This window comes from Streptomyces ureilyticus, from assembly GCF_011045025.1.
GTDB classification, from domain to species: domain Bacteria; phylum Actinomycetota; class Actinomycetes; order Streptomycetales; family Streptomycetaceae; genus Streptomyces; species Streptomyces ureilyticus.
The window spans coordinates 48,931-75,508 of record NZ_JAAKZX010000023.1 but is presented as its reverse complement, the minus strand read 5'-3'; the positions used below and the strand labels follow the sequence as shown (position 1 = coordinate 75,508).

Genomic DNA, 26,578 nt, shown 5'->3' with positions numbered 1-26,578 from the left:
GGGCGGGGGCTGGAGTCGGGGACGACCCGGAGTGGCCCATATCTTCGCCTTCTGGGAGAGCCGTGCCTTCTACGACTCCTTCATGGCCCGCTCCCATGACCGGCTGGCCACCGCGCAGTCCGGCACCTTCAAGGATCCACATGTCAAACTCTTCGATCACCGGTTCGATGTGAAGACCGGCTTCGAGCCGCGCTTCACGGACGCCGACCTGGTGCGGGTGGCCCACTGCCGCGTCCACGAAGAGAGGGCCGAGCACTTCGCGCTGATGCAGGAGAAGGTGTGGAATCCGGCGATGGCCGGCTCACCCGGCATGGTGCGCGGGCTGTTCGGTGAGGCGCCCGGTCATGAGTTCCTGGTGCTGTCGATGTGGCAGTCGGCCGCCGAGCACGGCAAGTACCGTGCCGAGCGCGTCGAGCGGCTTGCGCTTCGGGCCCAGATCGAGGCGGACGTCGCGGCCCTGGCGGGCGACATCGTGGAGCTGGAACCGAGCTGGACGGTCTGAAGCGGATGGGCAGTCACGCTCGGTCGCGGGCAGCCTGAAGCGGTCACAGTTGTGTGACCTCCGTCGTATGGGGACCGTGTGAGTGCTCGATCCGCCCAGATCCGATCTAGGGTTTTGGCATGGCACGACCACGGCGCATCGTCCTTGTCCGGCACGGCGAGTCGGTGGGCAATGCCGATGACACCGTGTACGAACGCGAACCCGACCACGCACTGGCCCTCACCGAGACGGGGTGGCGGCAGGCGGAAGAGACGGGCAAGCGGCTTCGGGAGGTGTTCGGCCATGAGCGCGTAAGCGTTTACGTCTCGCCGTACCGCCGTACGCACGAGACGTTCCGCGCCTTCCATCTCGACCCCGAACTGGTGCGCGTACGCGAGGAGCCGCGGCTGCGTGAGCAGGACTGGGGCAACTGGCAGGACCGTGAGGACGTACGCCTCCAGAAGGCGTACCGCGACGCGTACGGACACTTCTTCTACCGCTTCGCGCAGGGGGAGTCCGGTGCCGACGTGTACGACCGGGTCGGCGGCTTCCTGGAGAGCCTGTTCCGCAGCTTCGAGGCGCCCGACCATCCGCCGAACGTGCTCATAGTGACCCACGGGCTGGCCATGCGGCTGTTCTGCATGCGCTGGTTCCACTGGTCGGTCGCGGAGTTCGAATGCCTGGTGAACCCCGGGAACGGGGAGATGCGGATGCTCGTTCTCGGGGAGGACGGCAAGTACACACTTGACCGGCCGTTCGACCGCTGGCGTGATCCGAAACCGTACGGAGTCACCGGATAGATTTGGCAGGGCGATGACCGCTGACTCCTCTCCCGACGGGCGCTTGGCCCGCACCCTGGCCGCCCTGCGCGGACTCGCGGTGGGCGACGCGCTGGGCTCGCAGTTCTTCGTGCCCGAGAACTACCCGCTGCTCACGCGCCGTGCCCTGCCGCCCGGCCCCTGGCAGTGGACCGACGACACCGAAATGGCCTGCTCCGTAGTGGCCGTTCTGGCTGCCCACCGTCGTATCGACCAGGACGAGCTGGCCCGCTCCTTCGCGCAGCACCACGACTTCGACCGGGGCTATGGGCCCGCGGTCAACCGACTGTTGCGGCTGATCCGGGAGGGCGGCGACTGGCGCGAGCTGGCCTCGGCTCTCTTCAACGGGCAGGGCTCGTGGGGGAACGGCGCCGCGATGCGCATCGCACCTCTGGGCGCCTGGTACGCGGACGATCCGGAGCAGGCCACGCACCAGGCGGAGATTTCGGCGTACCCCACGCACCAGCACCGCGAGGCCATGGTCGGCGCCATGGCCGTGGCCGCCGCGGCAGCGCTGGCCGCCGCCCCGGGCGGGCCGCCCGGCGCGGGGGCACTGCTCGACGGCGTCATAGCCCTCGTGCCGCACAGCGCCGTGGAGGCCGGGCTGCGGCGCGCCCGGGACATGCTCGACTACGACGACGCGTCGACGGTCGCCGCGGTGCTCGGCTGCGGGCGGCGTACGAGCGCCCACGACACCGTGCCGTTCGCGCTCTGGTCGGCCGCACGTTCGCTCGGCGACTACCAGCGGGCCTTCTGGACGACTGCCCAGGCGGGCGGGGACGTGGACACGAACTGCGCCATCGTCGGTGGTGTGGTGGCCGCCGGGAAGGCAGGCGCGCCTCCTGCGGAGTGGGCGGAACGGACGGAGGCCCTGCCGGACTGGATGTCGGTGGAGAGCGGGGCGTAACCCCAACTGTCACAGACCTGACACAGAGCCCCCTCTCCCCGCCGCATCGGCTTACCCGCGGATACCCTGTCCGCCACGCCGCTCGTTGATCATCTCGGGCGCGCGCCGACGAGACACCGGTCCCCTGGCTTCGGCCCAGCCATGTGCTGCGAGCCGCCCGCGGACCGGTCGGGAGGGGGTCCCGTGTCAGACACGCCGTCCGAGGCCGACCCGAGAAAGCCGGGAGCTGGAGATCGAGGGAGTGCCGATCAGAGCGCTGGTGAGCGCTTCGAAGGAGGGGGAGCCGCTTCCCGTGAGCGCTCCGCCGCCTTGACCAAGAAGCCTGCCTCCGATGCCGATGCCGATGCCGATGAGCCCGAGGACGCCGTCCCCGCCTCGTACTCCGGCGACGCCTCCTCAAAGGGCGGCGCCGACGGGCACGACCCCGACGGAGAGGACGTCGACTGGGGCTACCCGGTCGCCGAGTCCGCCTGGTGGTTCGCGGACCTTCAGGCGCGGGCCCCGGCCCCGGTCCGCCCCGCCACCCTCTGGGCCACCTTGGCCACCGGCGTATTGAGCATGCTCCTGCTCACCGACGGACTGGCCCTCAATCTCCTGCTGGTGGCCATTCCGGCCGCGCTCGCCGCGTATTTCGCAGCCCAGGCGGCCGGCCGCGCCCCGCGGCGCTGGACGCTGGTGTGGGGCGTCGGCGGCTTCGCCCTGCTGACCGTGCCGGCACTGCGCGACGCCGACTGGCCGACGTTCCTCGCCGTGGTGGCCGCCGTGGCCGCGGGCTCGCTCGCGCTGCACGGCGGGCGTACCTGGACCGGAGTGCTGTTCGGCCCGATCGGCCTGTACACCTCGGTTCTCACCGGACCCGTCTGGGGCTGGCGAGGCCTGCGGGAACGGTTCGGCGGTGCCCGAGGCAACCTGGGCCCGGTGCTGCGTGCGCTCGCGGTGGCCGCGGTTCTGCTACTCGTCTTCGGGGCGCTGTTCGCGGGGGCCGACGCGGCCTTCGCGGATCTGCTCGGCGGCCTCATACCGGACGCCTCCGTCTCCGGCGGCCCCTGGCATCTCGTCCTGCTGGTGCTCGGCCTGGTCGGCGCGCTGGCGGCGGCACACACGGCCGCCGCGCCCGTGCAGTGGGACCGCGTCGAGGTGCCCCCGGGCCGGGAGCGTGGCCGGGTCGAGTGGGCGCTGCCCCTGATCGTGCTCGTCGTGCTCTTCGCGGCCTTCAACGCCGTCCAACTCGCCGTCCTGTTCGGTGGATACGACACCGTGCTGGAGAAGACCGACCAGAGCTACGCAGAGTACGCGCGCCAGGGCTTCTGGCAGCTGCTCCTGGTCACGCTGCTCACCCTGTTCGTCATCGTCTTCGCCCTGCGCTGGGCCCCGCGCGACGGTGCGCGCGACTGGACGCTGGTGCGCGCCGTGCTGGGAACTCTCTGTGTTCTCACGCTCGTTGTCGTGGCATCGGCGGTGCGACGTATGGACATGTACGTGGAGGCGTATGGACTGACGCGACTGAGGATCTCGGTGGTGGCCGTGGAGCTCTGGCTCGGCCTGGTCATCGTGCTCATCATGGCGGCCGGCGTATGGGGAGCCCGCTGGCTGCCGCGCGCCGTGATGGTCAGTGCCGCCGCGGGTGTGCTCGCCTTCGGGCTCGTCTCGCCCGACGGCCTGGTCGCCGAGCGCAACGTCGAGCGGTACGAGGCCACGAGCAAGGACGGCGAGGAGGGCAAGTTCGACGTCGACTACGCGCGCGGCCTGTCCGCGGACGCCGTACCGGCTCTCGACAAGCTTGAGGAGCCGCTGCGCTCCTGCGCGCTCGAGCCCATCGCGAGGGAACTGAAGAAGGAGAACAAGCCCTGGTACGCCACCAGTTGGGGCGAGGCCCGGGCCCGCGGCATCCTCGAGGACCGGCCGCTGTCGGCCGAGGCGGACTGGAACGAGTGCCTTCGGCTCCGTGACGAGTTCCAGTACCGCTGAGGCACGGGAACGTACCGAGCTGGCCGGACCGTCGTCCACGGGACGCGGTTCCGACCAGCTCGCATAGGCGGTGTGTCAGCTCCCGGCGGGTCCCGCGGTCCCCGACAGGGCCTCGAGGTCGCTCTTGCGGACCCGGATCACCAACGCGGCGACGGCCAGGGCCAGTACTGCCATTGCCGCCGCTGGAATGAAGGCCGTGGATATCCCTTGCGCCAGCACTTCATTGCCCCAGGGAGCGGGCAGTTGCTGCGTCTGCGCGAACTCCGCCTTCTGCTCGGGCGAGGCGTTCGCCATGAATGCGGGCAGCTGTTTCTCCGCCTCGTCACGGCTCGCCGTACCGAAGACCGTGGTCAGGATGGCGAGACCGAGCGAACCGCCCACCTGCTGCGTGACGTTGAGCAGCCCGGACGCCGCGCCCGCCTCGTGCTGGGCGACACCGGAGACCGCGGTGAGTGTCAGCGTCACGAAGTTCAGCCCCATGCCGAAGCCGAACACCAGCATCGGGCCCAGTACCCCGCCGGCGTACGAGCTGTCCGGGCTGATGAAGGTCTGCCAGCCGAGCCCGATCACGGCGAGCGCCGAGCCCACGACCATGAAGGGCTTGGGGCCGAGCACGGGCAGAAGCCGCTGCGACAGGCCTGCACCGATTGCGATCGCGAACGTGACGGGGAGGAAGGCCAGGCCCGCCTCGATCGGCGTGTAGTCCAGCACGTTCTGCACGAACAGCACGATGAAGAAGAACATGCCGAACATGGCCGCGGCCAGGCTCAGCATGATCACATACGTGCCGGAGCGGTTGCGGTCGGCGAACATGCGCAGCGGCGTGATCGGTTCCTTGGCCCGGGACTCGATCAGCCCGAAGGCCAGCAGCAGGACCGCCGCCGCCCCGAAGGACCCGAGGGTGAGGCTGTCGCGCCAACCCTCCTCCGAGGCCCGGATGAAGCCGTAGACCAGGGACGCCATGCCGGCCGTCGAGGTCAGCGCGCCCGCGATGTCGAAGCGTCCCGGATGCCGTTCGGACTCGCTGATGTAAAGCGGCGTGAGGAACGCGATCAGCAGGCCGATGGGTACGTTGACGAAGAGCACCCAGCGCCAGTCGAGCCACTCGGTGAGCATGCCGCCGGCCAGCAGACCGATCGCGCCGCCGCCGGCCGAGACCGCGGCGAAGACACCGAAGGCCCTGTTGCGTTCAGGACCTTCGGGGAAGGTCGTGGTGATGAGCGCCAGCGAGGTGGGTGACGCGATCGCGCCACCGACGCCCTGGAGGGCGCGTGCGGCCAGCAGTTGCCAGGGTTCCTGGGCGAAACCGCCGAGCAACGAGGCGAATGTGAAGAGCAGGATGCCGGTCATGAAGACCCGGCGCCGGCCGAGGATGTCGCCGGCCCGCCCGCCGAGCAGCAGCAGACCGCCGAAGGTGAGCGTGTACGCGCTGACGACCCATGTGAGATCGGTCGTGGAGAACTTGAGCGCGTCTTGAATGTGCGGGAGTGCGATGTTCACAATCGTGGCATCGAGTACCACCATGAGTTGGCAGGCCGCGATGACGGTGAGCGCGATGCCGGGACGCCCCTCCCGGCGGGCCGCCCCTGGCTGTTGGTCCTTTGTCAATTGAGAGGTTGTCACTATTGGGTCCCCCACAAGTACGTTAGTGAACGCTCGCGTTCACTGTCGCGTCAACGTTAGTGAGTCCCCGTCAGTGAACGCAAGCGTTCACTGAATCGCTTTCGTGTCGCGTCACCGGTCCGCTCGTCTTCCCCGAAGATCCCCGCTCCCCCGCACAACGGAGATACTCAGATGGCTACTTCGCGCTTGACGGCCGCCCCCGCTCAGCCGGCGTCCCTGCGTCGGCGTGGCGCCGTACTCGAACGCGCGATCCTCGAGGCCGCGCTCGATCAGCTCAGTACGGTCGGCTGGAACGGCCTCACGATGGAGGGCGTCGCCGCGGGCGCCCAGACCGGCAAGGCCGCGGTCTACCGTCGCTGGCCGTCCAAGGAGGATCTCGTCGTGGACGCGCTCCGGTCCGGTCTCCCGGAGCTGGAGCACGCGCCCGATCTCGGCAGCGTGCGTGAAGAACTCCTGGATCTCTGCCATCGGGTGCGTGAGGTGATGTTCTCCCGCCCTGGATACGCGCTGCGCTCGGTGCTTTACGAGTGCGACTTCGGTACGGCCGAGCGCTTCCACACCGTGATCCTCGAAGGGGTCGTGGAGCCGGGTGCGCGGCTCGTCGAGGAGATCATTCGCCGTGGGATCGCCCGAGGAGAGGTACGGCCAGAGGCCGTGAACGGTCATGTCTTCGATGCCATGCCGGCGATGATGATGTACCGCTCGAAGGTGTGCGCCTGCGAATGGAATGAGCGGGAGCTGGAAGCGCTGGTCGACCAGTTGATGGTTCCCCTGCTGCGGCCGAACGTGGCATGACGTGATGCCGCCACCGCAGTCGAGCCGTGGCTGAAGTCCCTGTCTGGTTGCCCGGAGAAACCTGGGTGTCGCAAGGGGTTCCGGGCGGCGTATTCTGGTGCCGCCATGGCGTACGAAGCACCCACACACCGCGTCGAGCGCTCCTTGCGCGCCACCACCGGAGCGAAGGTCATTGCCGGTGTCGACGAGGTGGGGCGCGGTGCGTGGGCCGGTCCGGTCACCGTCTGCGCGGCGGTCACGGGACTGCGTCGCCCGCCCGAAGGCCTCACCGATTCCAAGCTCCTCACCATCAAGCGGCGTACCGAGATGGCCGAGGAGCTGACGAAGTGGGTGACGTCGTACGCCCTGGGAAGTGCCTCTCCGGAGGAGATCGACAACCTTGGGATGACGGCCGCGCTGCGGCTTGCCGCCGTACGTGCCCTGGATGCCCTGCCTGTTCGCCCCGACGCGATCATCCTCGACGGGAAGCACGACTATCTCGGCACTCCTTGGCGGGTCCGTCCGGTCATCAAGGGCGACCAGTCGTGCGTGGCCGTCGCGGCGGCCTCGGTGATCGCCAAGGTTCAGCGTGACAAACTGATGGCCGAACTGGGCATCGAACATGCAGACTTCGGTTTTGCGACCAACGCCGGGTATCCGTCACCCGTGCACAAGGCCGCGCTGGAGTTGCGGGGCCCCACCCCGTATCACCGGCTTTCGTGGGCGTATCTTGATGCGCTGCCCCAGTGGCGGCACCTCAAGAAGGTCCGCAGCTGGGCGGACGGAAGCGTTCCGGAGATCGAAGGCCAGCTCGGTTTCGATTTCTGACGGTTCCGCTCGCACTCATGTGCCACCCGCCGGGGCGAGTCGCACCGGCGTTTGATAAAAATCAGCTCATGCCTCTCATTCCCGAGGAGCCTCAGATTCACGAGAGTGCCCAGGGTCCCCGCGCCACTCCGGCCAACGGCCGCACCGCGCCGACCCCTCGCCCCGTACCCGGTCCCCGTCCCGCGGCCCCGCCGCGTCCCGGTCGTCCGGGTGCAGTCCGGCCGATGCCGCCGGCGCAACGCGCGCCGCGCGACACGCCTGTGGCCAAGCCGGAGCCGTCCGCTCCGGCCGCCCCCGCCGCTTCCTCCGCTCCGCAGATCCAGCTGATCCCGGCCTCGGCCGAGGGGGCGCTGGACGCCGCCGAGGAAGCGGTCGACCTGCTGCTCGACACGGGCCGTGCCCCCGGTGAGGTGCTGGTGATCACCACCGGCGAGCCGCATCCGTGGGCCGCGCACGAGTTGTCCTTCGGCGACGCCGCGTACTGGGCGCAGCACGACGCGGGCGACGACGTCTTCTACGCCGACGCCTCCGTCGCCGGTCGTGTCGCGTCCCGTCCCGTGGTCGTCGTCGCCGTCAATGGCGGTCCCGACGCTGCCGCCGCCGCGGCCCTGCCACTGGCCCTCGGCCGAGCCGGCACCCTGCTGATCGTCTGCGGCGACCCGCAGAAGATCAACGCGGTGCTGGGGGCGGGGGTCTGAGAACCCGCTTCCCTTGAACTTGAAGGGGGGTGGGTGCCGCCGTTGGCGGCATGTGCACAGTGGACGGTTCGGCGTGTGCCGGTACGGGGGGACGTACCGGCGTGGCCAGGGCCTCAGTGCCCGGCTTCACGTGGCTCGCTGTAGAGGCTTGTAGTGCGTCAATGCTCATCGGGGCCGGGCTCCACGCGCGCGTGGGGCGCCCGTGACCGCTGACGGTGATCGGACGGGCTTCGTTCGTCGAGTCAGCGGGCCGCCGCGCGGCGCAGTACGTCCGAGGCGGCACCCCCGGTGCGCGGCTGGTGTGCCTCTGCCGTGGCGAAGGACTCGAAGGACTCCGGCGCCGAGCCCGCGTTGGGGTGACGACCGCCGCGCCCCTCACCCAGGACCTGCCAGCCTTCACCCGTCAGCGTGATGTACGCCCCGCAGCGCAACCCGTGCAGGGTGCACGCGTCCCGCAGCCCCCACATCCACGCCCCGTCCTCCTCTGTCCAACGCGCGTCGCCCTCACGGCAGTAGAGCAGCACGGCCGTACGCACCGGGGTGCGGCGCCGCAGATCGTGCGGGATGACCCGGCGCAGCTGCGCGAGCAGCGCGTTGCGGAACATCCAGCCGTCCGCCGGAGCCGGACGCCTGGTGAACGAGGCGCTCGCCCGCAGCCGTTCCTCCGGATCGAGGACGGCCACGATGGCGGTCGCGGGCCGGGGCCGATGCCGGGAGTGCAGCCCGTTGACAACCTCCCGGGGATTGCGCAGCAGCGGAATCCCCGCGGCGGCCCACTCGGCGGGTTCGAGCATCCGGGCCAGTGAGTTGGCGGACGCGGCGGACGTCGGCATCGATGCCGCCGGGGACGGAGCGAATCCGAAGGTCACGGTCCTCCCTTCGGCTACGCGCCCACACTGCGGGCGGGGGGTCGGACGGGGGAGCGCACCGCGGCAAAGCCCTACCGGGCTTCGGACAGGCCATGCGGGGGCGCGCCCCCAATTCTTCCTGCCGAACTTGATTGCGGCAACGAGCAATCAGGGCCACTGACTGTTATCTGGGGATGCGTCTCATATATCCCCGCACAGTGCCCTCCTCGTCGACGCCTACATCACGCCTGCACAGCGAGCACCAGCGGCAACACCCCCTGCGCACCGGTTCTCCGGAGCATGCGTGCGGCCACCGCGAGTGTCCAGCCGGTCTCGGTCAGATCGTCCACGAGCAGTACGGGACCTTGGCCCCCCGCGAGGGCCTCAGCCAGGGCGGGCGGCACGGCCAGCGCCCCGTCGAGCGCCTTGAGCCGCTGTGCACTGTTGCTCCTGGAAGTCGGCGCTGCCTCAACTCCCGCGGCGTACTCCAGGGAACCCAGCAGTGGCAGGCGTCCGATCTCGGCGATCCGCACCCCGAGCGACTGGATCAGCCGCGGCCGGCTGTGCGAGGCCATGGTGACGACGCCGACCGGGCGCGGCTGTGCGTCGGGGCTCCCCGAGGCCCAGCCGCCGGGCCCCTTCGCCCAGTCGGCCAGCACTTCGATCACGGCCCTCGCCACATCGTCCGGAACGGGCCCGTCCGGTGCTTGAGGGGCCAGCATCGGCCGCAGCCGGTTGCCCCAGCCGATGTCCGAGAGCCGTCCCAACGCCCGCCCGGTCGAGGCCTGTTCGCCGGCCGGGATGCGTCCCTTCAGGTCGACACCTATCGAGGGCAGGCCCGTAGGCCACATCTTCCGGGGCTCTACCTCGACACCCGCGCGGCCGAGCTCACCGCGCGCCGAGTCCAGAGCGGCAGGGGAGACCGTGTCGGCGAACCGCGGTCCGGCACAGTTGTCACAGCGGCCGCACGGGGCCGCCCCCTCATCGTCCAGCTGCCGCCGCAGGAACTCCATCCGGCAGCCGGTCGTCGTCACGTAGTCACGCATCGCCTGCTGCTCGGTGGCCCGCTGTTTGGCGACCCAGGCGTAGCGCTCGGCGTCGTACGTCCATGCGGCGCCCGTGGAGATCCAGCCACCCTTGACCCGCTGGACCGCGCCGTCCACGTCCAGGACCTTGAGCATCGTCTCCAGCCGGGAACGCCGCAGTTCCACCAGCGGTTCGAGCGCGGGCAGCGAGAGCGGCCGGCCCGCCTGCGCGAGGGCATCCAGCGTGCGCCGCACCTGCTCCTCCGGAGGGAAGGCGATCGAGGCGAAGTACTGCCAGATCGCCTCGTCCTCCTTGCCCGGCAGAAGCAGCACCTCGGCATGGTCCACACCGCGCCCCGCCCGTCCCACCTGCTGGTAGTAGGCGATCGGAGAAGACGGCGACCCCAGGTGCACCACAAAGCCCAGGTCAGGCTTGTCGAAGCCCATGCCCAGCGCGGATGTGGCGACCAGGGCCTTCACACGATTGGCGAGCAGATCCTCCTCGGCCTGCTGCCGGTCAGCGTTCTCCGTCTTCCCGGTGTACGACGCCACCGGATGCCCGCACTGCCGCAGGAACGCGGTGACCTCCTCGGCCGCGGCCACCGTGAGTGTGTAGATGATTCCGGAGCCGGGCAGCTCGCCGAGGTGCTCGGCGAGCCAGGCCATCCGGTGAGCGGCGTCCGGCAGCCGCAGCACGCCGAGGCTCAGGCTCTCCCGGTCCAGTGGGCCTCGCAGCACGAGCGCGTCGGTGCTGCCACCGGTGCCGAGCTGCTCGGCCACATCGGCCGTCACGCGCGCGTTGGCCGTAGCGGTGGTGGCGAGGACGGGTACGCCGGGCGGGAGATCGGCGAGCATGGTGCGCAGCCTGCGGTAGTCCGGCCGGAAATCGTGGCCCCAGTCGGAGATGCAGTGCGCCTCGTCGACCACGAGGAGGCCGGTCGCCGCGGCGAGTTTCGGCAGTACCTGGTCGCGGAAGTCGGGGTTGTTGAGTCGCTCCGGGCTCACCAGGAGCACATCGACCTCACCCGCAGCCACCTCGTGCTGGATCGAGTCCCACTCCTCCGTGTTGGACGAGTTGATGGTCCGCGCGTGGATCCCGGCGCGTGCCGCGGCCTCGACCTGGTTGCGCATGAGCGCGAGGAGCGGGGAGACGATGACCGTGGGGCCCGCGCCCCGCTCACGCAGGAGCGCGGTCGCGACGAAGTACACCGCGGACTTGCCCCAGCCGGTGCGCTGCACGACCAGGGCTCTGCGCTTGTCGGCGACGAGTGCTTCGATGGCTCGCCACTGGTCCTCGCGCAGCCGAGCGTCGCCTGCCCCGGGGCCGACGAGGCGGGCGAGTACGGTATCGGCCGCTGTGCGCAGGTCTTCGTTGGTCATGGACCCATGCAACCCGATGGGTCGGACATCGCGCGAACGCGTCCGCGGACTGTGGACAACTTCTGACGTGATCATGATCGTGGTTATCCACAGGGTAAAGCGGGATTCCGGAATTCGCGCGATGGTCACCACATGACGAATCACAGCGAAGCGGCCGGGACTTCCGGCAACGGTGACATCAGCGGGCGAGACGAGTGCGGGGAAGGGAGTGAGCGCGGCGGCCACAGGGAAGATCGCGCGGGGGGAAGTGTCGTCGGTGCGGGGAGCGGGGCGGACGGTGTCCCGTGCGCCGAGCACCAGGTCACGCTCCGGACTCCGGCCGAACTGGCCGATGCGCTGCCGTACTTGCTCGGGTACCGGCCCGAGGACAGCATCGTGCTCGTCGCCCTGCATGACCGGGACGGGCGGGGCCGGTTCGGCGGGCGAGCGCGCCTCGGCATCCCTGGCAACGAGGACGACTGGCCGGCCGTGGCCGAGCAGTTGGCTCAGGGTCTCGTCAAGGGAAGCGAACGCAGGGGCGCACCAGTCGAAAGCATGGTTGCCTTCCTCTGCCAGGAGCCGAGGGACAACGAGTCCGGGTGGGAGGTCATGGAACGGCTGCGCCCGCTGGCGCAGTTGCTGCGCACGGCGTGCGGCGTTCTCGATGTCCCCGTCGTCGAGGCGCTCTGCATCACGGACAACCGCTTCTGGTCGTACTGCTGTCCCAGTGAGGAGTGCTGTCCTCTCGGCGGTACGCCCATGGGCCTGCCCGGCACCTCGGTCCTGGCCGCCGCAGCGACATACGCCGGTCTCCAAGTGCGGGGCTCTCTGAGGGAGTTGAGGGCAAGGCTCACTCCCTGGGAGACGGCGGCGGCGCTGGAGCAGGAGTCCGCGCTGAACGCCGTGAGCGTGGCGCTCATTCCCAGGATCCTGGACGACGAAAGCCGTACGGACGTGGCGGCCCAGGCCCTGGAACTGGCCGACCGGCTCATGCGCCGGTTCGCCGATGCCCCACCCTTGTCGGGCACGCTTCCGGCGGATCTCCGCGATGACGAGCTACTGGCCCACGACGAGGCCGCCACTCTGATCCTCGGCCTCCAGGACCGCACCACGCGCGACAGGGCGGCGGAGTGGATGGAGGGTGACGAGGCGGGTCCGGCGTTGCGCCTGTGGCGCGCCCTGGCCCGCCGCTGTGTCGGTGCGTACACGGAGCACGCCGCGGCGCCGCTCACCCTCGCGGGATGGGTCGCCTGGTCCACTGGCGACGAGCTGGAGGCTCGTGAAGCCCTTGCGATGGCGCTCGGCGCGGATCCCGGGTATCTCTTCGCACGCCTTCTGCACCAGGCATGCAACGAGGGGCTGGATCCCGAGTCGATCCGCCGGTGCCTCCGGAAGGAACGCGCCGATCGCGGCGGCGCGGTGGCGGGGTCCGAGGCGAGCGTTGCCTCGGCGCCGTGCGCCGACTCCAACGGGCCGTCCGGCCGGACCCCGAAGCCGCCGACGCGGACGGCGTCCCCTCGCCGACGCAGGACGCGGTCCACAGGCAGCCCCACCAGCCATCCGAGCCGACGTCCCACCGGGCCGGGAGGTACGCGCCGCCCCCGGCCCGCCGCCGAGGGCTCTACCGCGGCGGACGGTCGAGGCCGGGTCGGCGACAGCACGGGCGGCCCTTCCCGGTCCCGTCGAGGGGCCGGGCGTCGGGAAACGAGGAGCGACACATGAGGATGGGGGAGAGGCACGGGGTATTGATGGCGGCCTGGCTTCGGGTTTGGGTTCGGCTGCTGAGAGTGACGATCCGGGGATGGTCCGGGCTCGAGTGCGTACTTCCTACGGTCGCGGAAGTGGTCAACAGGGTGCGGCCGGGAGTCAGGGTTCGTAGTACAGGGTGGGATCAAAAGCCTGCGGCCTCCCACGACGTCCGTATCGGGGCGGAGTGGATCAGTCGTCCCGGTGACCGGCGAAAGGAGTGCTTATCGTCAGGCAGACGACTATGATCGCGACATGCCCTACGACCCGTCAGCCTTCCCGCCCTTTGCCGTCACCGTTGACCTGGTCGTATTGACCGTGCGCCGCGATGCTCTGTGCGCGTTGGCGGTACGGAGGGGCGAGCCCCCGTTCCAGGGGCGGTGGGCGCTGCCCGGCGGGTTCGTGCGGCCCGACGAGGACCTGGCGCAGGCCGCGGCGCGGGAACTGGTCGAGGAGACCGGTCTGTGTGCCCACGACCCGGACGCCCCCGCGCAGGACAACGGTGCGCACCTGGAGCAGCTCGCCACCTACGGCGACCCCAAGCGTGACCCGAGGATGAGAGTCGTCAGCGTCGCCCACCTCGCGCTCGCCCCCGATCTGCCCGCGCCCAGGGCGGGCGGTGACGCGAACAGCGCACGCTGGGCCCCCGTCGAGGAGCTGCTCCAGCGGGGTGGGTACGGCCGCGACGGCGAACAGGCGGCACCGCTCGCCTTCGACCACGCGCAGATCCTGGCCGACGGCGTGGAACGCGCCCGTTCCAAGATCGAGTACTCATCGCTGGCCACTGCCTTCTGCCCGACCGAGTTCACCGTGGGCGAGCTGCGTCGTGTGTATGAGGCGGTGTGGGGAGTGGCGCTCGACCCCCGCAACTTCCACCGCAAGGTGACCGGCACTCCCGGCTTCCTGGTGCCCACCGGCGGTACGACCACCCGGCAAGGGGGCCGCCCCGCTCAGCTCTTCCGTGCGGGCGGCGCCACACTGCTCAATCCGCCGATGCTGCGCCCCGAGGTCTGACACGGGTATCGGCTCGACCGGTGCGAGGGTCGTTTCCCGGGTGGGGCCAGGGTGCCGGAAAACCCGTACATATCGCGCTATCTTGCCTTGGGTGATCCAGGCCATCGGACTGACCAGCAACCCCCGCAGGGAGCTTCCGCCCGCCGTCGACGACGTGTCCTTCGAGGCGCACGCGGGACGCGTCACGGCACTTCTCGGAGCCCCGGGCGCAGGCAAGACGACGGTGCTGAGGCTGATGCTCGAGCTCCAACAGGGCCGTGGTGTCACCCACTTCAGAGGCCGTCCGCTGCATCGCGTCCCTCATCCCGCACGCGAAGTGGGCGTGCTCCTCGGAGAGGTGCCGGGCCATCCAGCACGCACGGTCCGCGGTCAACTCCGCATGCTGTGCGCCGCCGTGGGTGTGCCCATGCGCCGCGCCGACGAAGTCCTCGAAATGGTGGGCCTTGTCAGCCTGCGCGATGAACGCCTCGGCACGCTCTCGCGAGGCATGGATCGTCGTCTGGGCCTTGCTTGCGCGCTGTTGGCCGACCCGCACACGCTCGTTCTCGACGCCCCTGCGGACGGGCTCTCGGTCCGAGAAAGCCGCTGGCTGCACGGAGTTCTGCGCGCGTACGCGGCTGGAGGCGGCACCGTGCTCTTCACCATGGACGATCCGAAGGAGGCCGCGCGGAACGCCGACCGGGTCGTCACGATCGAGGAGGGCAGGCTCGTAGCCGACCAGGAGGTCGCCGACTTCGCCCGCACCCGGCTCCGTCCTCGCGTCGCCGTTCGCAGCCCTCACGCCGCCCGGCTCGCCGCCCTCCTCGCCAAGGAGGCTCGCGCCACACGGCGTTCCGTCGAAGTCGTGCCAGAGGACGGCAACCGCCTCTCGGTGTACGGCAGCACCTGTGCCGACGTGGGTGAAACCGCGTACCGCAACGGCATCCTCGTACATCAACTGGCCGACGAAATCGGCGACATGGGACCCACGGCCGACTGGCCGCCCGCGGATGACCCTCAGGAGGCCGAGGTCTCTCCGGGGCCCGCCGAGCCGGAGGCCACGGATGAGCCGGCCCCCCTCCCTCCCCCGATCACGGTCCGCCAAAGCCGCAACCCGCTGCGTCCACTGCGCTACGAACTGCGCCGCGCGGCAGGAGTCGGCACCGGTTACCTCACCGTGGCAGCCGTGCTCGTCACCTCCGCCGTCACCTCCGTACTCCTGGCACGGGTGGGACACACGCCGCAGCCGCGGCTGCTCGCCGCGTGGCCGCAGCAATTCCCGCTGCCGCCCGCGGCGCTCGGCGCGGGGCTGCTCGGCGCCGTCGCCTTCGGCGACGAGTTCCGCCACCCCGCCCTGGCCGCGGACCGCGGCACCGTTCCCCGCCGCCTGGGACTGCTCGCCGCCAAACTCCTCGTCGCCGCCGCCACCGCGCTGATCCTGGCCATCCTCACGGTGGGCGTGGACGCCCAACTCCTCTACATCGTCTACGGACGGGAGGCCGCCGGAGTTCCCGCCGACTGGCTTTCGCTGGGCGCCAGTTGGATCGGCCTCATGGTGGGCTGCGCCTGGGCGGGCGTGCTGGCCGCGGGCGTCTTCCGGTCGACGGCCGCCGGACTTGCGGCCGTTCTCACCGTGCCGATCCTCGTCGTACCCCTGGTGCACAAGTTCCTGGAGGGGCCGTCCGTGCGGACCGCGGCCGGGTTTTCGACACGACTACGGGAGTTCGTGCTAGCGCAGTGGCCTTTCGGCGGCGAGCGATATCTGGCCGCCGGAGCGCAGGTGATCACCCAACCCGTCGGCGGTGCACTGGTGTTGTCGCTCGCCGTCCTGCTCTGCACGTACCTGTTCACGACCCTGCGCGTCAGGGTCCAATCGCCGTTCTGAGCGGCACAGGCGTTCCCCGATGCGTACAACTCATCGGTGAACGCCCATTTCTTTCCGATAAGGCGTCAATTGCGATGGGGTGAGCGATCACCCTTTCGTGTGCTTTTCACCAAAGACCTCAAGGCAGTTGGGGGCGACGCCGACAAAGGATGCGTGAGTACCCTTGCGCACACCATGATGACCGCCGCCCGCTCCGCAGACTCCGGCCTGGCCGGCCCGGGCGAACTCGACCGCTACCCCTACGCGGAGGCCCCCGGCGTCGATCGCGTCGGCGCCCCCGTGTGGGAGGGCACGGACCCTGAGCTGGGCCGCGTGGGCAGGCGTGCCGCGGGATCCCGCGGCCGCGGCCTGCACGGCCAACTCGTCCAACAGCTGGGCCAGATGATCGTCTCCGGAGACCTCGGAGCGGACCGCCCGCTCGTCCCTGAGGAGATCGGCCAGCGGTTCGAGGTCTCCCGCACCGTCGTCCGTGAGTCACTCCGCGTCCTGGAGGCCAAGGGCCTGGTCAGTGCCCGCCCCAATGTCGGCACACGGGTACGGCCCGTCAGTGACTGGAACCTCCTCGACCCGGACATCATCGAGTGGCGGGCCTACGGACCGCAGCGCGACAACCAGCGGCGTGAGCTGAGCGAGCTGCGCTGGACGATCGAGCCGCTGGCCGCCCGCCTCGCCGCCGGACACGGACGCGAGGAGGTGCAGCAGCGGCTCGCCGACATGGTCGAGATCATGGGGCACTCCATGGCGCAGGGCGACGCGCTCACCTTCTCGCGCGCCGACGCGGAGTTCCACTCGCTCCTCATCCAGGTCGCCGGCAACCGCATGCTGGAGCACCTCTCCGGGATCGTGTCGGCCGCCCTCCAGGTCTCCGGCGGCCCGGTCGCCGGCTGCGACCGGCCGAACGAGATCTCCCTCGCGCACCACTCCCGGATCGTGGACGCCCTGGCCGCTGGTGATGGAGCGGCGGCCGAGACCGCCATGCGTCAACTGCTCACAGTCCACCCCGAGGTGGAACGCGTGGTGCCCGCCCCGCGCGAGCACTGACCGCGCACCGAGGCGTAGTCGGGGCGTATCCCCTCGCTCGGCATCGCGCGGTCGGCGGACGACCCGCCGCCGGACTCTGCCGGATCCTGCCGCCGGACTCTGCCGAATCTCTCTGGGATTCGGCAGAGTCCGGCGGTATGAGGAACCCTTGCGCCAGCCGGTTGGTCACCTTTGACCGTATTTGGTCGCATTTGACCCTTTACGGGGTGTGACTCGGGCCACGCAGATTGGGCGTAACACTCCTCGGAACAGCGCGATGACCTAAGAGGTGACAGCCGACGAGGGAATACGGACGCCGTTCATGGCGCTGTGCATCTTCGCGGCCCCCCGCCCGCGCCGTCGGCTCATCCCCCAGTCGACGGTCGTCGGCTCCGGTCCACAGTGGACGGGGCCGGAAGCCGTTTTCCAACGTTCCGAGAGGTTGTTCGTGTCGGCCAGCACATCCCGTACGCTCCCGCCGGAGATCGCCGAGTCCGTCTCTGTCATGGCGCTCATTGAGCGGGGAAAGGCTGAGGGGCAGATCGCCGGCGATGACGTGCGTCGGGCCTTCGAAGCTGACCAGATTCCGGCCACTCAGTGGAAGAACGTACTGCGCAGCCTCAACCAGATCCTCGAGGAAGAGGGTGTGACGCTGATGGTCAGTGCCGCAGAGCCCAAGCGCACCCGAAAGAGCGTCGCAGCGAAGAGTCCGGCCAAGCGCACCGCCACCAAGACCGTCGCGGCGAACACGGCGACGGCCGAGCAGGCCACCGCCACCGCCGCTCCGGCGATGCCTGCCGTCGACGCTCCCGCCGAGGACGCGCCCGTCAAGAAGGCCGCTGCCAAGAAGGCGACCGCCAAGAAGGCCGTCGCGAAGAAAGCCGTCGCCAAGAAGGCGCCGGCCAAGAAGACCGCCGCCAAGAAGGACGACGTCGAGGCGGTCGACGAAGAGGCGGTCGAGGAGACCCCGGGCACCGGCAAGCCCGGTGCCGAAGAGCCCGCCGAGGACGGCGCCCAGGGCTTCGTCCTGTCGGACGAGGACGAGGATGACGCGCCCGCGCAGCAGGTCGCCGCGGCCGGTGCCACGGCCGACCCCGTCAAGGACTACCTCAAGCAGATCGGCAAGGTCCCGCTCCTCAACGCCGAGCAGGAGGTCGAGCTCGCCAAGCGCATCGAGGCCGGTCTGTTCGCCGAGGACAAGCTGGCCAACGCCGACAAGCTCGCCCCCAAGCTCAAGCGTGAGCTGGAGATCATCGCCGAGGACGGCCGCCGCGCCAAGAACCACCTCCTGGAGGCCAACCTCCGTCTGGTGGTCTCCCTGGCCAAGCGCTACACCGGCCGCGGCATGCTCTTCCTGGACCTCATCCAGGAGGGCAACCTCGGTCTGATCCGCGCGGTGGAGAAGTTCGACTACACCAAGGGCTACAAGTTCTCGACGTATGCCACCTGGTGGATCCGTCAGGCGATCACTCGCGCGATGGCCGACCAGGCTCGCACCATCCGTATCCCGGTGCACATGGTCGAGGTCATCAACAAGCTCGCGCGCGTGCAGCGTCAGATGCTCCAGGACCTGGGCCGCGAGCCCACCCCGGAGGAGCTGGCCAAGGAGCTCGACATGACCCCGGAGAAGGTCATCGAGGTCCAGAAGTACGGCCGCGAGCCCATCTCCCTGCACACGCCGCTGGGCGAGGACGGCGACAGCGAGTTCGGCGACCTCATCGAGGACTCCGAGGCAGTCGTGCCGGCCGACGCAGTCAGCTTCACGCTTCTCCAGGAGCAACTGCACTCCGTCCTCGACACCCTGTCTGAGCGCGAGGCGGGCGTCGTCTCCATGCGCTTCGGTCTCACCGACGGTCAGCCGAAGACGCTCGACGAGATCGGCAAGGTCTACGGCGTCACGCGCGAGCGCATCCGCCAGATCGAGTCCAAAACGATGTCGAAGCTGCGTCACCCGTCGCGCTCGCAGGTCCTGCGCGACTACCTCGACTAGGTCTGGTCCGCCGGGCAGTCCTGGCTCCCGGCCGTACGTCACCAGGGCCCGGTCTCCCGCACAGGGGGCCGGGCCCTCGGCGTGCGTGAAGTGCGCGTCACCGCCTCGTGGATCACTCTGGGTTCTCCATGACCACCTCAGAGTGAGGAGCGCTAATGCGTCGGCCCCATGTACGAGCGCTGGCTCTCACGGCCGTTGCGGCCGTGATGCCGCTGGCATCCCCCGCTCCGGCAGCTGCCGACAGGGTCGTCATCGGCGGTTATCCCGTCGAGATTTCCCAGAGCCCCTGGACGGTGGCGCTGGCGAGTCGTGACCGGTTCGGGGGTACGCGGGCCGGGCAGTTCTGTGCGGGCGCGGTGATCGGCCGGTCGACCGTGCTGACCGCCGCCCACTGTCTCGGCGAGGAGGCGCTGGGCGCACCCCTCGGGCAGATCCGCGATCTGAAGGTGATCGCCGGGCGCGGGGACCTGCTGGGAGACGAGGGCAAGGAGATCCCGGTGCGCGCGGTCCGGGTCAACCCGGCGTACGACAGCCATACGAACGCCGGTGACGCCGCTGTGCTCACTCTCACCGAGCCGCTGCCCGCGAGCTCGGTGATTCGCACGGCGGGCTCCGGTGACGCGGCCTACCGGCCCGGAACGGACGCCGTGGTCTACGGCTGGGGCGATACGACGGGCAGGGGTGACTTCGCACACGCTCTGCGGGCCGCCCGGGTACGGGTGCTGTCCGACTCTGTCTGTGCGGAGGCGTATCCGGACAGTGCGGAAGGGAAGTATCTGGCCGACTCCATGCTGTGCGCCGGGGAGTTGGATGGCGGCCGGGATGCCTGTCAGGGGGACAGCGGTGGGCCTCTGGTCGCCCAGGGGCGGCTGATCGGCCTTGTGTCGTGGGGGAACGGCTGTGGACGGGCCGAGGGCCCAGGTGTCTATACGCGGGTCTCAGGCGCCATCACGGAGTTGGGCGCGGGCCGCTGACGCGTACGTAGCAGCCACGGCGGGCGGCAGGGACGTACAGGCAGGGCGGGCGGCAGGGACGTATAGCCACAGCCGTCGACAGGTACGTACAGCCACGGTCGCCGGCTGAGATGTACAGGCGTGGCCGCCTGCTGGGTTGTCCGGGCCGACCGGGCATGACTACGGGCGGCGGCCCCTGATTGCCAGGGACAGCCGCCCGGTCACCGGCCTGTGCCGTGCTGGCTCGTCGTGGATGCGAAGTGTCAGCGCTCTTCTTCGTTGGCGCTTGCCGGGACGGCCGTCAGCCGCTCCGTCTCGTCCTGTATCTCAGCGGCGATCTTCTTGAGTTCCGGCTCGAACTTGCGCCCGTGGTGGGCACAGAAGAGCAGTTCACCACCGCTGAGGAGGACGACGCGCAGATATGCCTGGGCGCCGCAACGGTCGCAGCGGTCAGCGGCCGTCAGCGGGCTCGCGGGGGTCAGAACAGTAGTCACGTCGCCTCTTCTCTAGCTCGACGAGCTGTCGTACCAGGGTCAACATCCAACCAGGCCCAAAACGTTCCCGCTCGGGACTCTGCCTCGGAAAAAATCTCACTCCGAGTCGGCTGTCTGCTGCCGGTTGGCGGCGAATGAGCCGTATTGCGTGTCTTTGTATCTTTACGGGTTCGCGCTGTCTGTCAGGGTCAAGTCCTCCCGGCTGGGTTGCCGGTTGTTCATGAGGACGTGCCCGGAGCCTAAATGGTTCATGCCTGGAAGGGAACGTGATATGTACTTCACTCCATCGAGGGATCGAACAGGCATGCGACCCTGGACTACTCTGAGTCTCAGAGGAGGGTGGCGTTACAACGGCTCTACCAGGCCTCGGTACCCTCGGACCGGCGACCGAAGCCGGTCCTTACCCTAAAGGGCCCCACTTGAAATTCAGCGAGGAGCGAACCGCGTGACCGCCGAGACGTCCGTGCCGTCCACAGCGCTGCTGACCGGAGCAGACCGGGACGGTTCCAACTACACCGCGCGGCACCTGCTCGTCCTCGAGGGGCTCGAGGCCGTGCGGAAGCGCCCGGGCATGTACATCGGATCGACCGACAGCCGCGGTCTGCTCCACTGCCTCTGGGAGATCATCGACAACTCCGTGGACGAGGCCCTGGGCGGGTACTGCGACCACATCGAGGTGATCCTGCACGACGACGCCTCGGTGGAGGTGCGGGACAACGGCCGCGGCATCCCCGTAGACGTGGAGCCCAAAACGGGCCTCTCCGGTGTCGAGGTCGTGATGACCAAGCTGCACGCCGGCGGCAAGTTCGGCGGCGGCTCGTACGCGGCTTCCGGCGGCCTGCACGGCGTGGGTGCCTCCGTGGTGAACGCGTTGTCGGCCCGCCTGGACGTCGAGGTGGACCGAGGGGGGCACACGCACTCCGTCAGCTTCCGGCGCGGCACGCCCGGTGCCTTCAAGGGGGCCGGTCCGGACGCGGCCTTCGATGCGTCGGCCGGTCTGCGCAAGCTCAAGAGGATCCCCAAGACCCGCACCGGCACGCGCGTGCGCTACTGGGCCGACCGCCAGATCTTCCTCAAGGACGCCAAGCTCTCCCTGGACACGCTGCACCAGCGCGCCCGCCAGACGGCTTTCCTGGTGCCCGGACTGACGATCGTCGTCCGCGATGAGTACGGGCTCGGCGAGGGGGGCAGCAAGGGCGAGGAGTCCTTCCGTTTCGACGGAGGCATCAGCGAGTTCTGCGAGTACCTGGCGAGCGACAAGCCCGTCTGCGATGTCCTCCGTCTCTCCGGACAGGGCATCTTCAAGGAGACGGTCCCGGTCCTGGACGACCACGGCCAGATGACGCCCACCGAGGTCACCCGTGAGCTCGGCGTCGATGTCGCGCTGCGCTGGGGCACCGGCTATGACACGACGCTCAAGTCGTTCGTCAACATCATCGCCACGCCCAAGGGCGGCACCCATGTCGCGGGCTTCGAGCAGGCCGTCACCAGGACGGTCAACGAAGTGCTGCGCACGAAGAAGCTGCTGCGCGTCGCCGAGGACGACGTCGTCAAGGACGACGCCCTGGAGGGCCTCACCGCGGTGGTGACGGTGCGCCTCGCCGAGCCGCAGTTCGAGGGCCAGACCAAGGAGGTGCTCGGCACCTCGGCGGCCCGTCGCATCGTGACGAACGTGGTCTCCAAGGAGCTCAAGGCGTTCCTGACCTCCACGAAGCGGGACACGGCCGCGCAGGCCCGCGTCGTCCTCGAGAAGGCCGTTGCCGCCGCCCGTACGCGTATCGCGGCCCGTCAGCACAAGGACGCGCAGCGCCGGAAGACGGCCCTGGAGTCCTCGTCGCTGCCCGCCAAGCTCGCCGACTGCCGTAGTGACGACGTGGAGCGCAGCGAGCTGTTCATCGTCGAGGGTGACTCCGCGCTCGGCACCGCCAAGCTCGCGCGGAATTCCGAGTTCCAGGCGCTGCTGCCGATCCGCGGCAAGATCCTCAATGTCCAGAAGGCGTCCATCTCGGACATGCTCAAGAACGCCGAGTGCGGGGCGATCATCCAGGTCATAGGAGCCGGGTCCGGCCGGACCTTCGACATCGACGCGGCCCGCTACGGCAAGATCATCCTTCTTGTCGACGCCGATGTCGACGGCGCGCACATCCGCATCCTGCTGCTCACGCTCTTCCAGCGCTATATGCGGCCGATGGTCGAGTCGGGCCGGGTGTTCGCCGCGGTTCCGCCGCTGCACCGCATCGAGCTGACCCAGCCGAAGAAGGGCCAGGACAAGTACGTCTACACGTACTCGGACCGCGAACTGCGCGACAAGTTGCTGGAGTTCCAGAGCAAGGGCATCCGGTACAAGGACTCCATCCAGCGCTACAAGGGCCTTGGTGAGATGGACGCCGACCAGCTGGCCGAGACCACGATGGACCCGCGCCACCGCACCCTGCGCCGCATCAACATCTCCGACCTGGAAGCCTCGGAGCAGGTCTTCGACCTGCTGATGGGGAACGAGGTGGCGCCGCGCAAGGAGTTCATCTCCAACTCGGCTGCGACGCTGGACCGTTCTCGCATCGATGCGTAGGCGCTCCGCTGGGTAGGGCAGGATCGAAGCTGCGGGGTCGTTGGGGCTGATCGTTCCCCCACTCTCGACTTCGCTTCGAGGGGGGAACCCCATCGCGGCGGAGCCGCAAATTGACACAGCCCCGCGCCCCTAGAAGAGGCATGCGGCCTTCCCTTAGGGGCGCGGTACCGGCCACGTGTCTCAGGGGGCCACCCATGCGTAGCGGTGCTCTGGGCGGCCCGTGTCTCCGTATTTGAGAGTGAGGCGTAGGCGGCCGGCCTGTTCCAGGTGGCGGAGGTAGCGTTGGGCGGTGGAGCGGCTGAGGCCGGTTCGGGCTGCGACCTCGTGGGCTGACAGTGGATGGTCGGCGTCGTGCAAAACTTTGCAGATCAGGTCTGTGGTGGGTTCCGAGTGGCCGCTGGGCAGACCGGGCGAGGAGGCGGCGGGCGTCGTACGCAGCGCGCCGAAGATCCGGTCGACCTGCTCCTGGCCCGCCACGCCCTGGCCCTCGACGCGCTCCACGGTGCGATGCAGGGCGGCGTACGAGTCGAGGCGGGTGCGCAGCGCGGCGAAGGTGAACGGCTTGACCAGATAGTGCAGGGCGCCGAGGCGCATCGCGGCCCGCACGGTCTCCACATCACCGGCCGCCGTGATCATGATGACGTCGCTGTCGTGGCCGAGCTCCCGCATCCGCTGGACGAGTTCGAGCCCCGTCCGGTCGGGCAGATAGTGGTCGAGCAGCACCAGGTCGACGGGTTCGCGGGCCACGGTGGCCAGGGCCTGCGCCGCGGTGTGCGCGCGGGCGGTGACCCGGAAGCCGGGCACTTTGCCCACGTACTGGGCGTTGATCTCGGCGACACGGAAGTCGTCGTCCACGACCAGGACGTCAATCATCGGGCCTCTCTCCCCGAGCTCGGGCCTGCGTCGGGCCCGTTGCTCCGGCTCCAGTGTTGTAGCGCGCGCTAAACGAGCACAACACGCTTTTGCGAGCAGAAGAAGGCCTTGCGGTCACAAGACTGCTGCTCTTGCACACGGCACCTCTACGGTCGCAAGGCAGGTGCGCAGACGCAGAGTTGGTGAAGAAGCAGGCCGCGGGCTGAGCTTCCTCGCACGGCTGGCCTCCCCTGACAGCTGTGCCGAGGTGGGCGCGGTCGCGATTCCCGTACTTCGGCCGTGCCCTCAGGCGCGGGTCGCCCAGACGTAACGGTGCTCCGGGCGGCCCGCGTCGCCGTACTTGAGGCTCAGCGTCGCCCTCCCGGTGCGCTCCAGGAGCTTCAGATAGCGCTGGGCGGTCTGCCGGCTGAGCCCTGTCCGGTCCGCGATCTCCTGGGCCGACAGAGGGCCTTCGGCGCTCAGCAGCGCCTGGCGTACGGCCTGCGCGGTGGTGGGGGAGTGCCCCTTGGGCAGATTCGGCTCCGAACCCGCGGAGAGGGCGCCGAAGATCCGGTCGACCTCGGCCTGCTCGGCTTCGCCTCCGCCGTCGAGGGTCCGGCGCAAAGTCGCGTACGCCTCCAGCTTGGCGCGCAGTCCGGCGAAGGCGAACGGCTTGACCAGGTACTGGAGCGCGCCGTGCCGCATCGCCGCCTGGACCGTGGAGACGTCACGGGCCGCGGTCACCATGATCACGTCGGTCTGGTGGCCGCGACGCCGCATTTCCTGGACGACCGCGAGGCCCGTCTCGTCGGGCAGATAGTGGTCCAGGAGCACCAGATCCAGCTGCGGCAGCGCCTCCACCTGCCGCAGCGCCTCGGCCGCGGAGTGCGCCTGGCCGGCGACATGGAAGCCCGCGACCTTCTCGACGTAGGCGGCGTTGACTCGGGCGACCCGGGTGTCGTCGTCCACGACCAGCACCTCGATCATCGCGACTCCTCCTTGGTGGTCGTGGTGCCTGCCACGGCGGCTTGCCGCGCCTCGTACCTGACGCCGGCCCGTCCGGGCTCCGGAGCGAGTCCCGGCTCCGCCAGCGTCTCGGGCAGCACGATGGTGAACTCCGCGCCCCCGCCGTCCGCCTCCGCGACCCGCGCGCTGCCGCCCTGCCGCTCGGCGAGCCGCCGCACCAGGGAGAGGCCGATTCCGCGCTTTCCGTGCGCCGGAGGCTTCTTGGTGGACCATCCGTCGGTGAAGATCAACTCGCGCTGTTCGGCGGGGATTCCGGGCCCGGTGTCCCGCACCCTGAGCACTGCCGTACGCCCCTCCGCGCGCAATTCGACCTCCACGCGCGCGTGCTGCTTACCGGCGACGGCGTCGAGCGCGTTGTCGACCAGGTTGCCCACGATCGTGACGAGTCCACGTGGATCGATCAACTGGTCGGGGAACAGCGTGCTGTCCGAGATCGACAGTGCCACTCCACGCTCCGCCGCGACGGTGGCCTTGCCGACCAACAGGGCGGCGAGCAGCGGGTCGTGGATCTTCTCGGTGACCTGTTCCGCGGTGACCCTGTGGTCGCCGACCACCTCGCCGACGAACTCCACGGCGTCGTCGTACATCTCCAGCTCCAGCAGGCCGAGGAGCGTGTGCATACGGTTGGCGTGCTCGTGGTCCTGGGCGCGCAGGGCGTCGATCAGGCCGCGGGTGGAGTCGAGTTCGCGGCCTAGCTGCTCCAGTTCGGTGCGGTCGCGCAGCGTGGCGACGGCGCCGCCGTCGTCGGTGGGCATCCGGTTGGCGACCAGGACGCGCTGACCGCGGACGGTGAGCAGATCGGTGCCGGAGACGCGTCCGGCCAGTACATCGGTCGTACGTCCCTCGCCGAGGGCCTCGTCGAGCGGCTGCCCGACGACCTCGTCACCGATGCCCAGCAGGCGCTGTGCCTCGTCGTTGAGGAGCCGGACCCTGCCGCCGCGGTCCAGGGCGACGACGCCTTCCCTGATGCCGTGCAGCATCGCTTCGCGTTCGGCGAGGAGCGCGGCGATGTCCGAGAAGGCCAGGTCGCGGGTCTGCCGCTGGACTCGCCTGGAGATCAGATACGCGGCCAGCGCGCCGACGGCCAGGGCCCCGCCCGCATACGCGAAGAGGCCCGGGATCGCGTGGATGAGCCGGGCGCGCACACTGTCGTACTCGATGCCGACGGAGACCGCGCCGATGATGTCGCCCTCGGCGTTGCGCAACGGCACCTTGCCGCGGGCCGAGCGGCCCAGCGTCCCGCTGTCGATCTCCATGACCTCCTGGCCGGCCAGGGCCTTCTCGGGGTCGGTCGAGACCTTGCCGCCGATCCGCTTGGGGTCGGTGTGCGACCAGCGCACGCCGTCCGTGTTCATCACCACGACGTACTCGGCCCCGCTGGCCTTCCGGATCCGCTCCGCCTCGGCCTGTACGGGTCCGTCGGCCGAGGGACGCGTCGACGTCAGGTCCTCGGCGAACTGCGGCTGCGCGGCCGTGGTCTGCGCGATCGCGAGGGCACGGCGCATCGCCTGGTCGTCCAGCTGCTCGCTGAGCGGGGCGAGGAACAGGCCGGTCGCGAGCACGGCGACTCCGGCGGCGATCGCCACCTGCATCAGCAGCACCTGCGAGAACATCCGTTTCGGCATGCCGAGGCGGAGTCGTCGGGCAGGGGGAGTGGGACTCATGCCTATGACGGTACGGCCGCCGCTGCGCGGTGCCGTAGGGGTGTGGCGTGGATCTCT

21 protein-coding genes are annotated in these 26,578 nt (G+C 69.6%); 14 read left to right on the top strand and 7 right to left on the bottom strand.

Going from position 1 to position 26,578, the window contains the following annotated elements; all coding sequences use genetic code 11:
* The 4 genes from G6048_RS10525 to G6048_RS10510 form a co-directional block, all read left to right on the top strand.
* Positions 1 to 502 (top strand): DUF4937 domain-containing protein (locus G6048_RS10525; RefSeq protein WP_206341422.1); only part of this gene is annotated, 502 nt, incomplete at its 5' end.
* 119 nt (positions 503 to 621) lie between these two features.
* A complete protein-coding gene (locus tag G6048_RS10520) occupies positions 622 to 1,281 on the top strand; it encodes a histidine phosphatase family protein (protein WP_165339212.1) in 660 nt (219 codons plus the stop codon).
* A gap of 13 nt (positions 1,282 to 1,294) precedes the next feature.
* Positions 1,295 to 2,206 (top strand): ADP-ribosylglycohydrolase family protein, encoded by a 912-nt coding sequence (locus tag G6048_RS10515; RefSeq protein ID WP_165339211.1) that lies wholly within the window; start codon positions 1,295 to 1,297, stop codon positions 2,204 to 2,206.
* A gap of 141 nt (positions 2,207 to 2,347) precedes the next feature.
* The gene (locus tag G6048_RS10510) at positions 2,348 to 4,174 is read left to right on the top strand and encodes a DUF4153 domain-containing protein (protein WP_165339210.1); all 1,827 of its coding nucleotides are present in this window, start codon (positions 2,348 to 2,350) and stop codon (positions 4,172 to 4,174) included.
* 75 nt (positions 4,175 to 4,249) lie between these two features.
* Here G6048_RS10510 and G6048_RS10505 read toward each other — a convergent pair whose 3' ends face one another.
* Positions 4,250 to 5,797: an MFS transporter gene (locus G6048_RS10505; protein WP_165339209.1), complete on the bottom strand. Its 1,548-nt coding sequence runs from the start codon at positions 5,795 to 5,797 to the stop codon at positions 4,250 to 4,252.
* A 171-nt stretch (positions 5,798 to 5,968) separates the two neighbouring features.
* On the opposite strand from G6048_RS10505, the gene G6048_RS10500 reads away from it, so the two are divergent.
* The 3 genes from G6048_RS10500 (at position 5,969) to G6048_RS10490 (ending at position 8,097) form a co-directional block, all read left to right on the top strand.
* Complete coding sequence (locus G6048_RS10500; RefSeq protein ID WP_165339208.1) at positions 5,969 to 6,592, top strand: TetR/AcrR family transcriptional regulator; 624 nt, start codon at positions 5,969 to 5,971, stop codon at positions 6,590 to 6,592.
* A gap of 105 nt (positions 6,593 to 6,697) precedes the next feature.
* On the top strand, positions 6,698 to 7,399 hold the full coding sequence (locus tag G6048_RS10495) for a ribonuclease HII (protein WP_165339207.1): 702 nt from the start codon (positions 6,698 to 6,700) through the stop codon (positions 7,397 to 7,399).
* A gap of 68 nt (positions 7,400 to 7,467) precedes the next feature.
* Positions 7,468 to 8,097, top strand: coding sequence for a hypothetical protein (locus G6048_RS10490; protein ID WP_165339206.1), 630 nt, complete (start codon positions 7,468 to 7,470; stop codon positions 8,095 to 8,097).
* Between the two features lie 242 nt (positions 8,098 to 8,339).
* Here the strand turns inward: G6048_RS10490 and G6048_RS10485 are convergent, their stop codons facing one another.
* Positions 8,340 to 8,966 carry a hypothetical protein gene (locus tag G6048_RS10485; RefSeq protein WP_165339205.1) on the bottom strand — a complete coding sequence of 209 codons (627 nt, stop codon included), beginning with the start codon at positions 8,964 to 8,966 and terminating at the stop codon, positions 8,340 to 8,342.
* A 221-nt stretch (positions 8,967 to 9,187) separates the two neighbouring features.
* Positions 9,188 to 11,350 carry a RecQ family ATP-dependent DNA helicase gene (locus G6048_RS10480; RefSeq protein ID WP_165339204.1) on the bottom strand — a complete coding sequence of 721 codons (2,163 nt, stop codon included), beginning with the start codon at positions 11,348 to 11,350 and terminating at the stop codon, positions 9,188 to 9,190.
* Between the two features lie 132 nt (positions 11,351 to 11,482).
* Here G6048_RS10480 and G6048_RS10475 point away from each other — a divergent pair, with 132 nt between their 5' ends.
* The 6 genes from G6048_RS10475 (at position 11,483) to G6048_RS10450 (ending at position 19,937) form a co-directional block, all read left to right on the top strand.
* Complete coding sequence (locus tag G6048_RS10475) at positions 11,483 to 13,051, top strand: DUF4192 domain-containing protein (RefSeq protein WP_165339203.1); 1,569 nt, start codon at positions 11,483 to 11,485, stop codon at positions 13,049 to 13,051.
* Between the two features lie 279 nt (positions 13,052 to 13,330).
* A complete protein-coding gene (locus G6048_RS10470; RefSeq protein WP_165339202.1) occupies positions 13,331 to 14,089 on the top strand; it encodes an NUDIX hydrolase in 759 nt (252 codons plus the stop codon).
* 91 nt (positions 14,090 to 14,180) lie between these two features.
* Complete coding sequence (locus tag G6048_RS10465; protein WP_165339201.1) at positions 14,181 to 15,953, top strand: ABC transporter ATP-binding protein; 1,773 nt, start codon at positions 14,181 to 14,183, stop codon at positions 15,951 to 15,953.
* Between the two features lie 153 nt (positions 15,954 to 16,106).
* Complete coding sequence (locus tag G6048_RS10460) at positions 16,107 to 16,994, top strand: FadR/GntR family transcriptional regulator (protein ID WP_165339200.1); 888 nt, start codon at positions 16,107 to 16,109, stop codon at positions 16,992 to 16,994.
* 427 nt (positions 16,995 to 17,421) lie between these two features.
* Positions 17,422 to 18,963 (top strand): RNA polymerase sigma factor, encoded by a 1,542-nt coding sequence (locus G6048_RS10455; RefSeq protein WP_328825732.1) that lies wholly within the window; start codon positions 17,422 to 17,424, stop codon positions 18,961 to 18,963.
* Between the two features lie 155 nt (positions 18,964 to 19,118).
* Positions 19,119 to 19,937 (top strand): S1 family serine peptidase, encoded by an 819-nt coding sequence (locus G6048_RS10450; protein ID WP_165339199.1) that lies wholly within the window; start codon positions 19,119 to 19,121, stop codon positions 19,935 to 19,937.
* A 242-nt stretch (positions 19,938 to 20,179) separates the two neighbouring features.
* Here the strand turns inward: G6048_RS10450 and G6048_RS10445 are convergent, their stop codons facing one another.
* On the bottom strand, positions 20,180 to 20,410 hold the full coding sequence (locus G6048_RS10445) for a DUF7455 domain-containing protein (protein WP_165339198.1): 231 nt from the start codon (positions 20,408 to 20,410) through the stop codon (positions 20,180 to 20,182).
* A 445-nt stretch (positions 20,411 to 20,855) separates the two neighbouring features.
* On the opposite strand from G6048_RS10445, the gene G6048_RS10440 reads away from it, so the two are divergent.
* On the top strand, positions 20,856 to 22,979 hold the full coding sequence (locus tag G6048_RS10440) for a DNA gyrase/topoisomerase IV subunit B (protein ID WP_165339197.1): 2,124 nt from the start codon (positions 20,856 to 20,858) through the stop codon (positions 22,977 to 22,979).
* A gap of 180 nt (positions 22,980 to 23,159) precedes the next feature.
* On the opposite strand, the gene G6048_RS10435 is transcribed toward G6048_RS10440, so the two are convergent.
* From G6048_RS10435 to G6048_RS10425, 3 genes are all read right to left on the bottom strand, one after another.
* Entirely contained in the window at positions 23,160 to 23,852 is a 693-nt protein-coding gene (locus tag G6048_RS10435; protein ID WP_165339196.1) for a response regulator, read from the bottom strand.
* A gap of 285 nt (positions 23,853 to 24,137) precedes the next feature.
* Entirely contained in the window at positions 24,138 to 24,818 is a 681-nt protein-coding gene (locus tag G6048_RS10430; protein WP_165339195.1) for a response regulator, read from the bottom strand.
* Positions 24,815 to 26,521 (bottom strand): sensor histidine kinase, encoded by a 1,707-nt coding sequence (locus G6048_RS10425; RefSeq protein ID WP_165339194.1) that lies wholly within the window; start codon positions 26,519 to 26,521, stop codon positions 24,815 to 24,817. Before G6048_RS10425 ends, G6048_RS10430 begins: the two co-directional genes overlap by 4 nt.
* Positions 26,522 to 26,578: the final 57 nt, after the last annotated feature.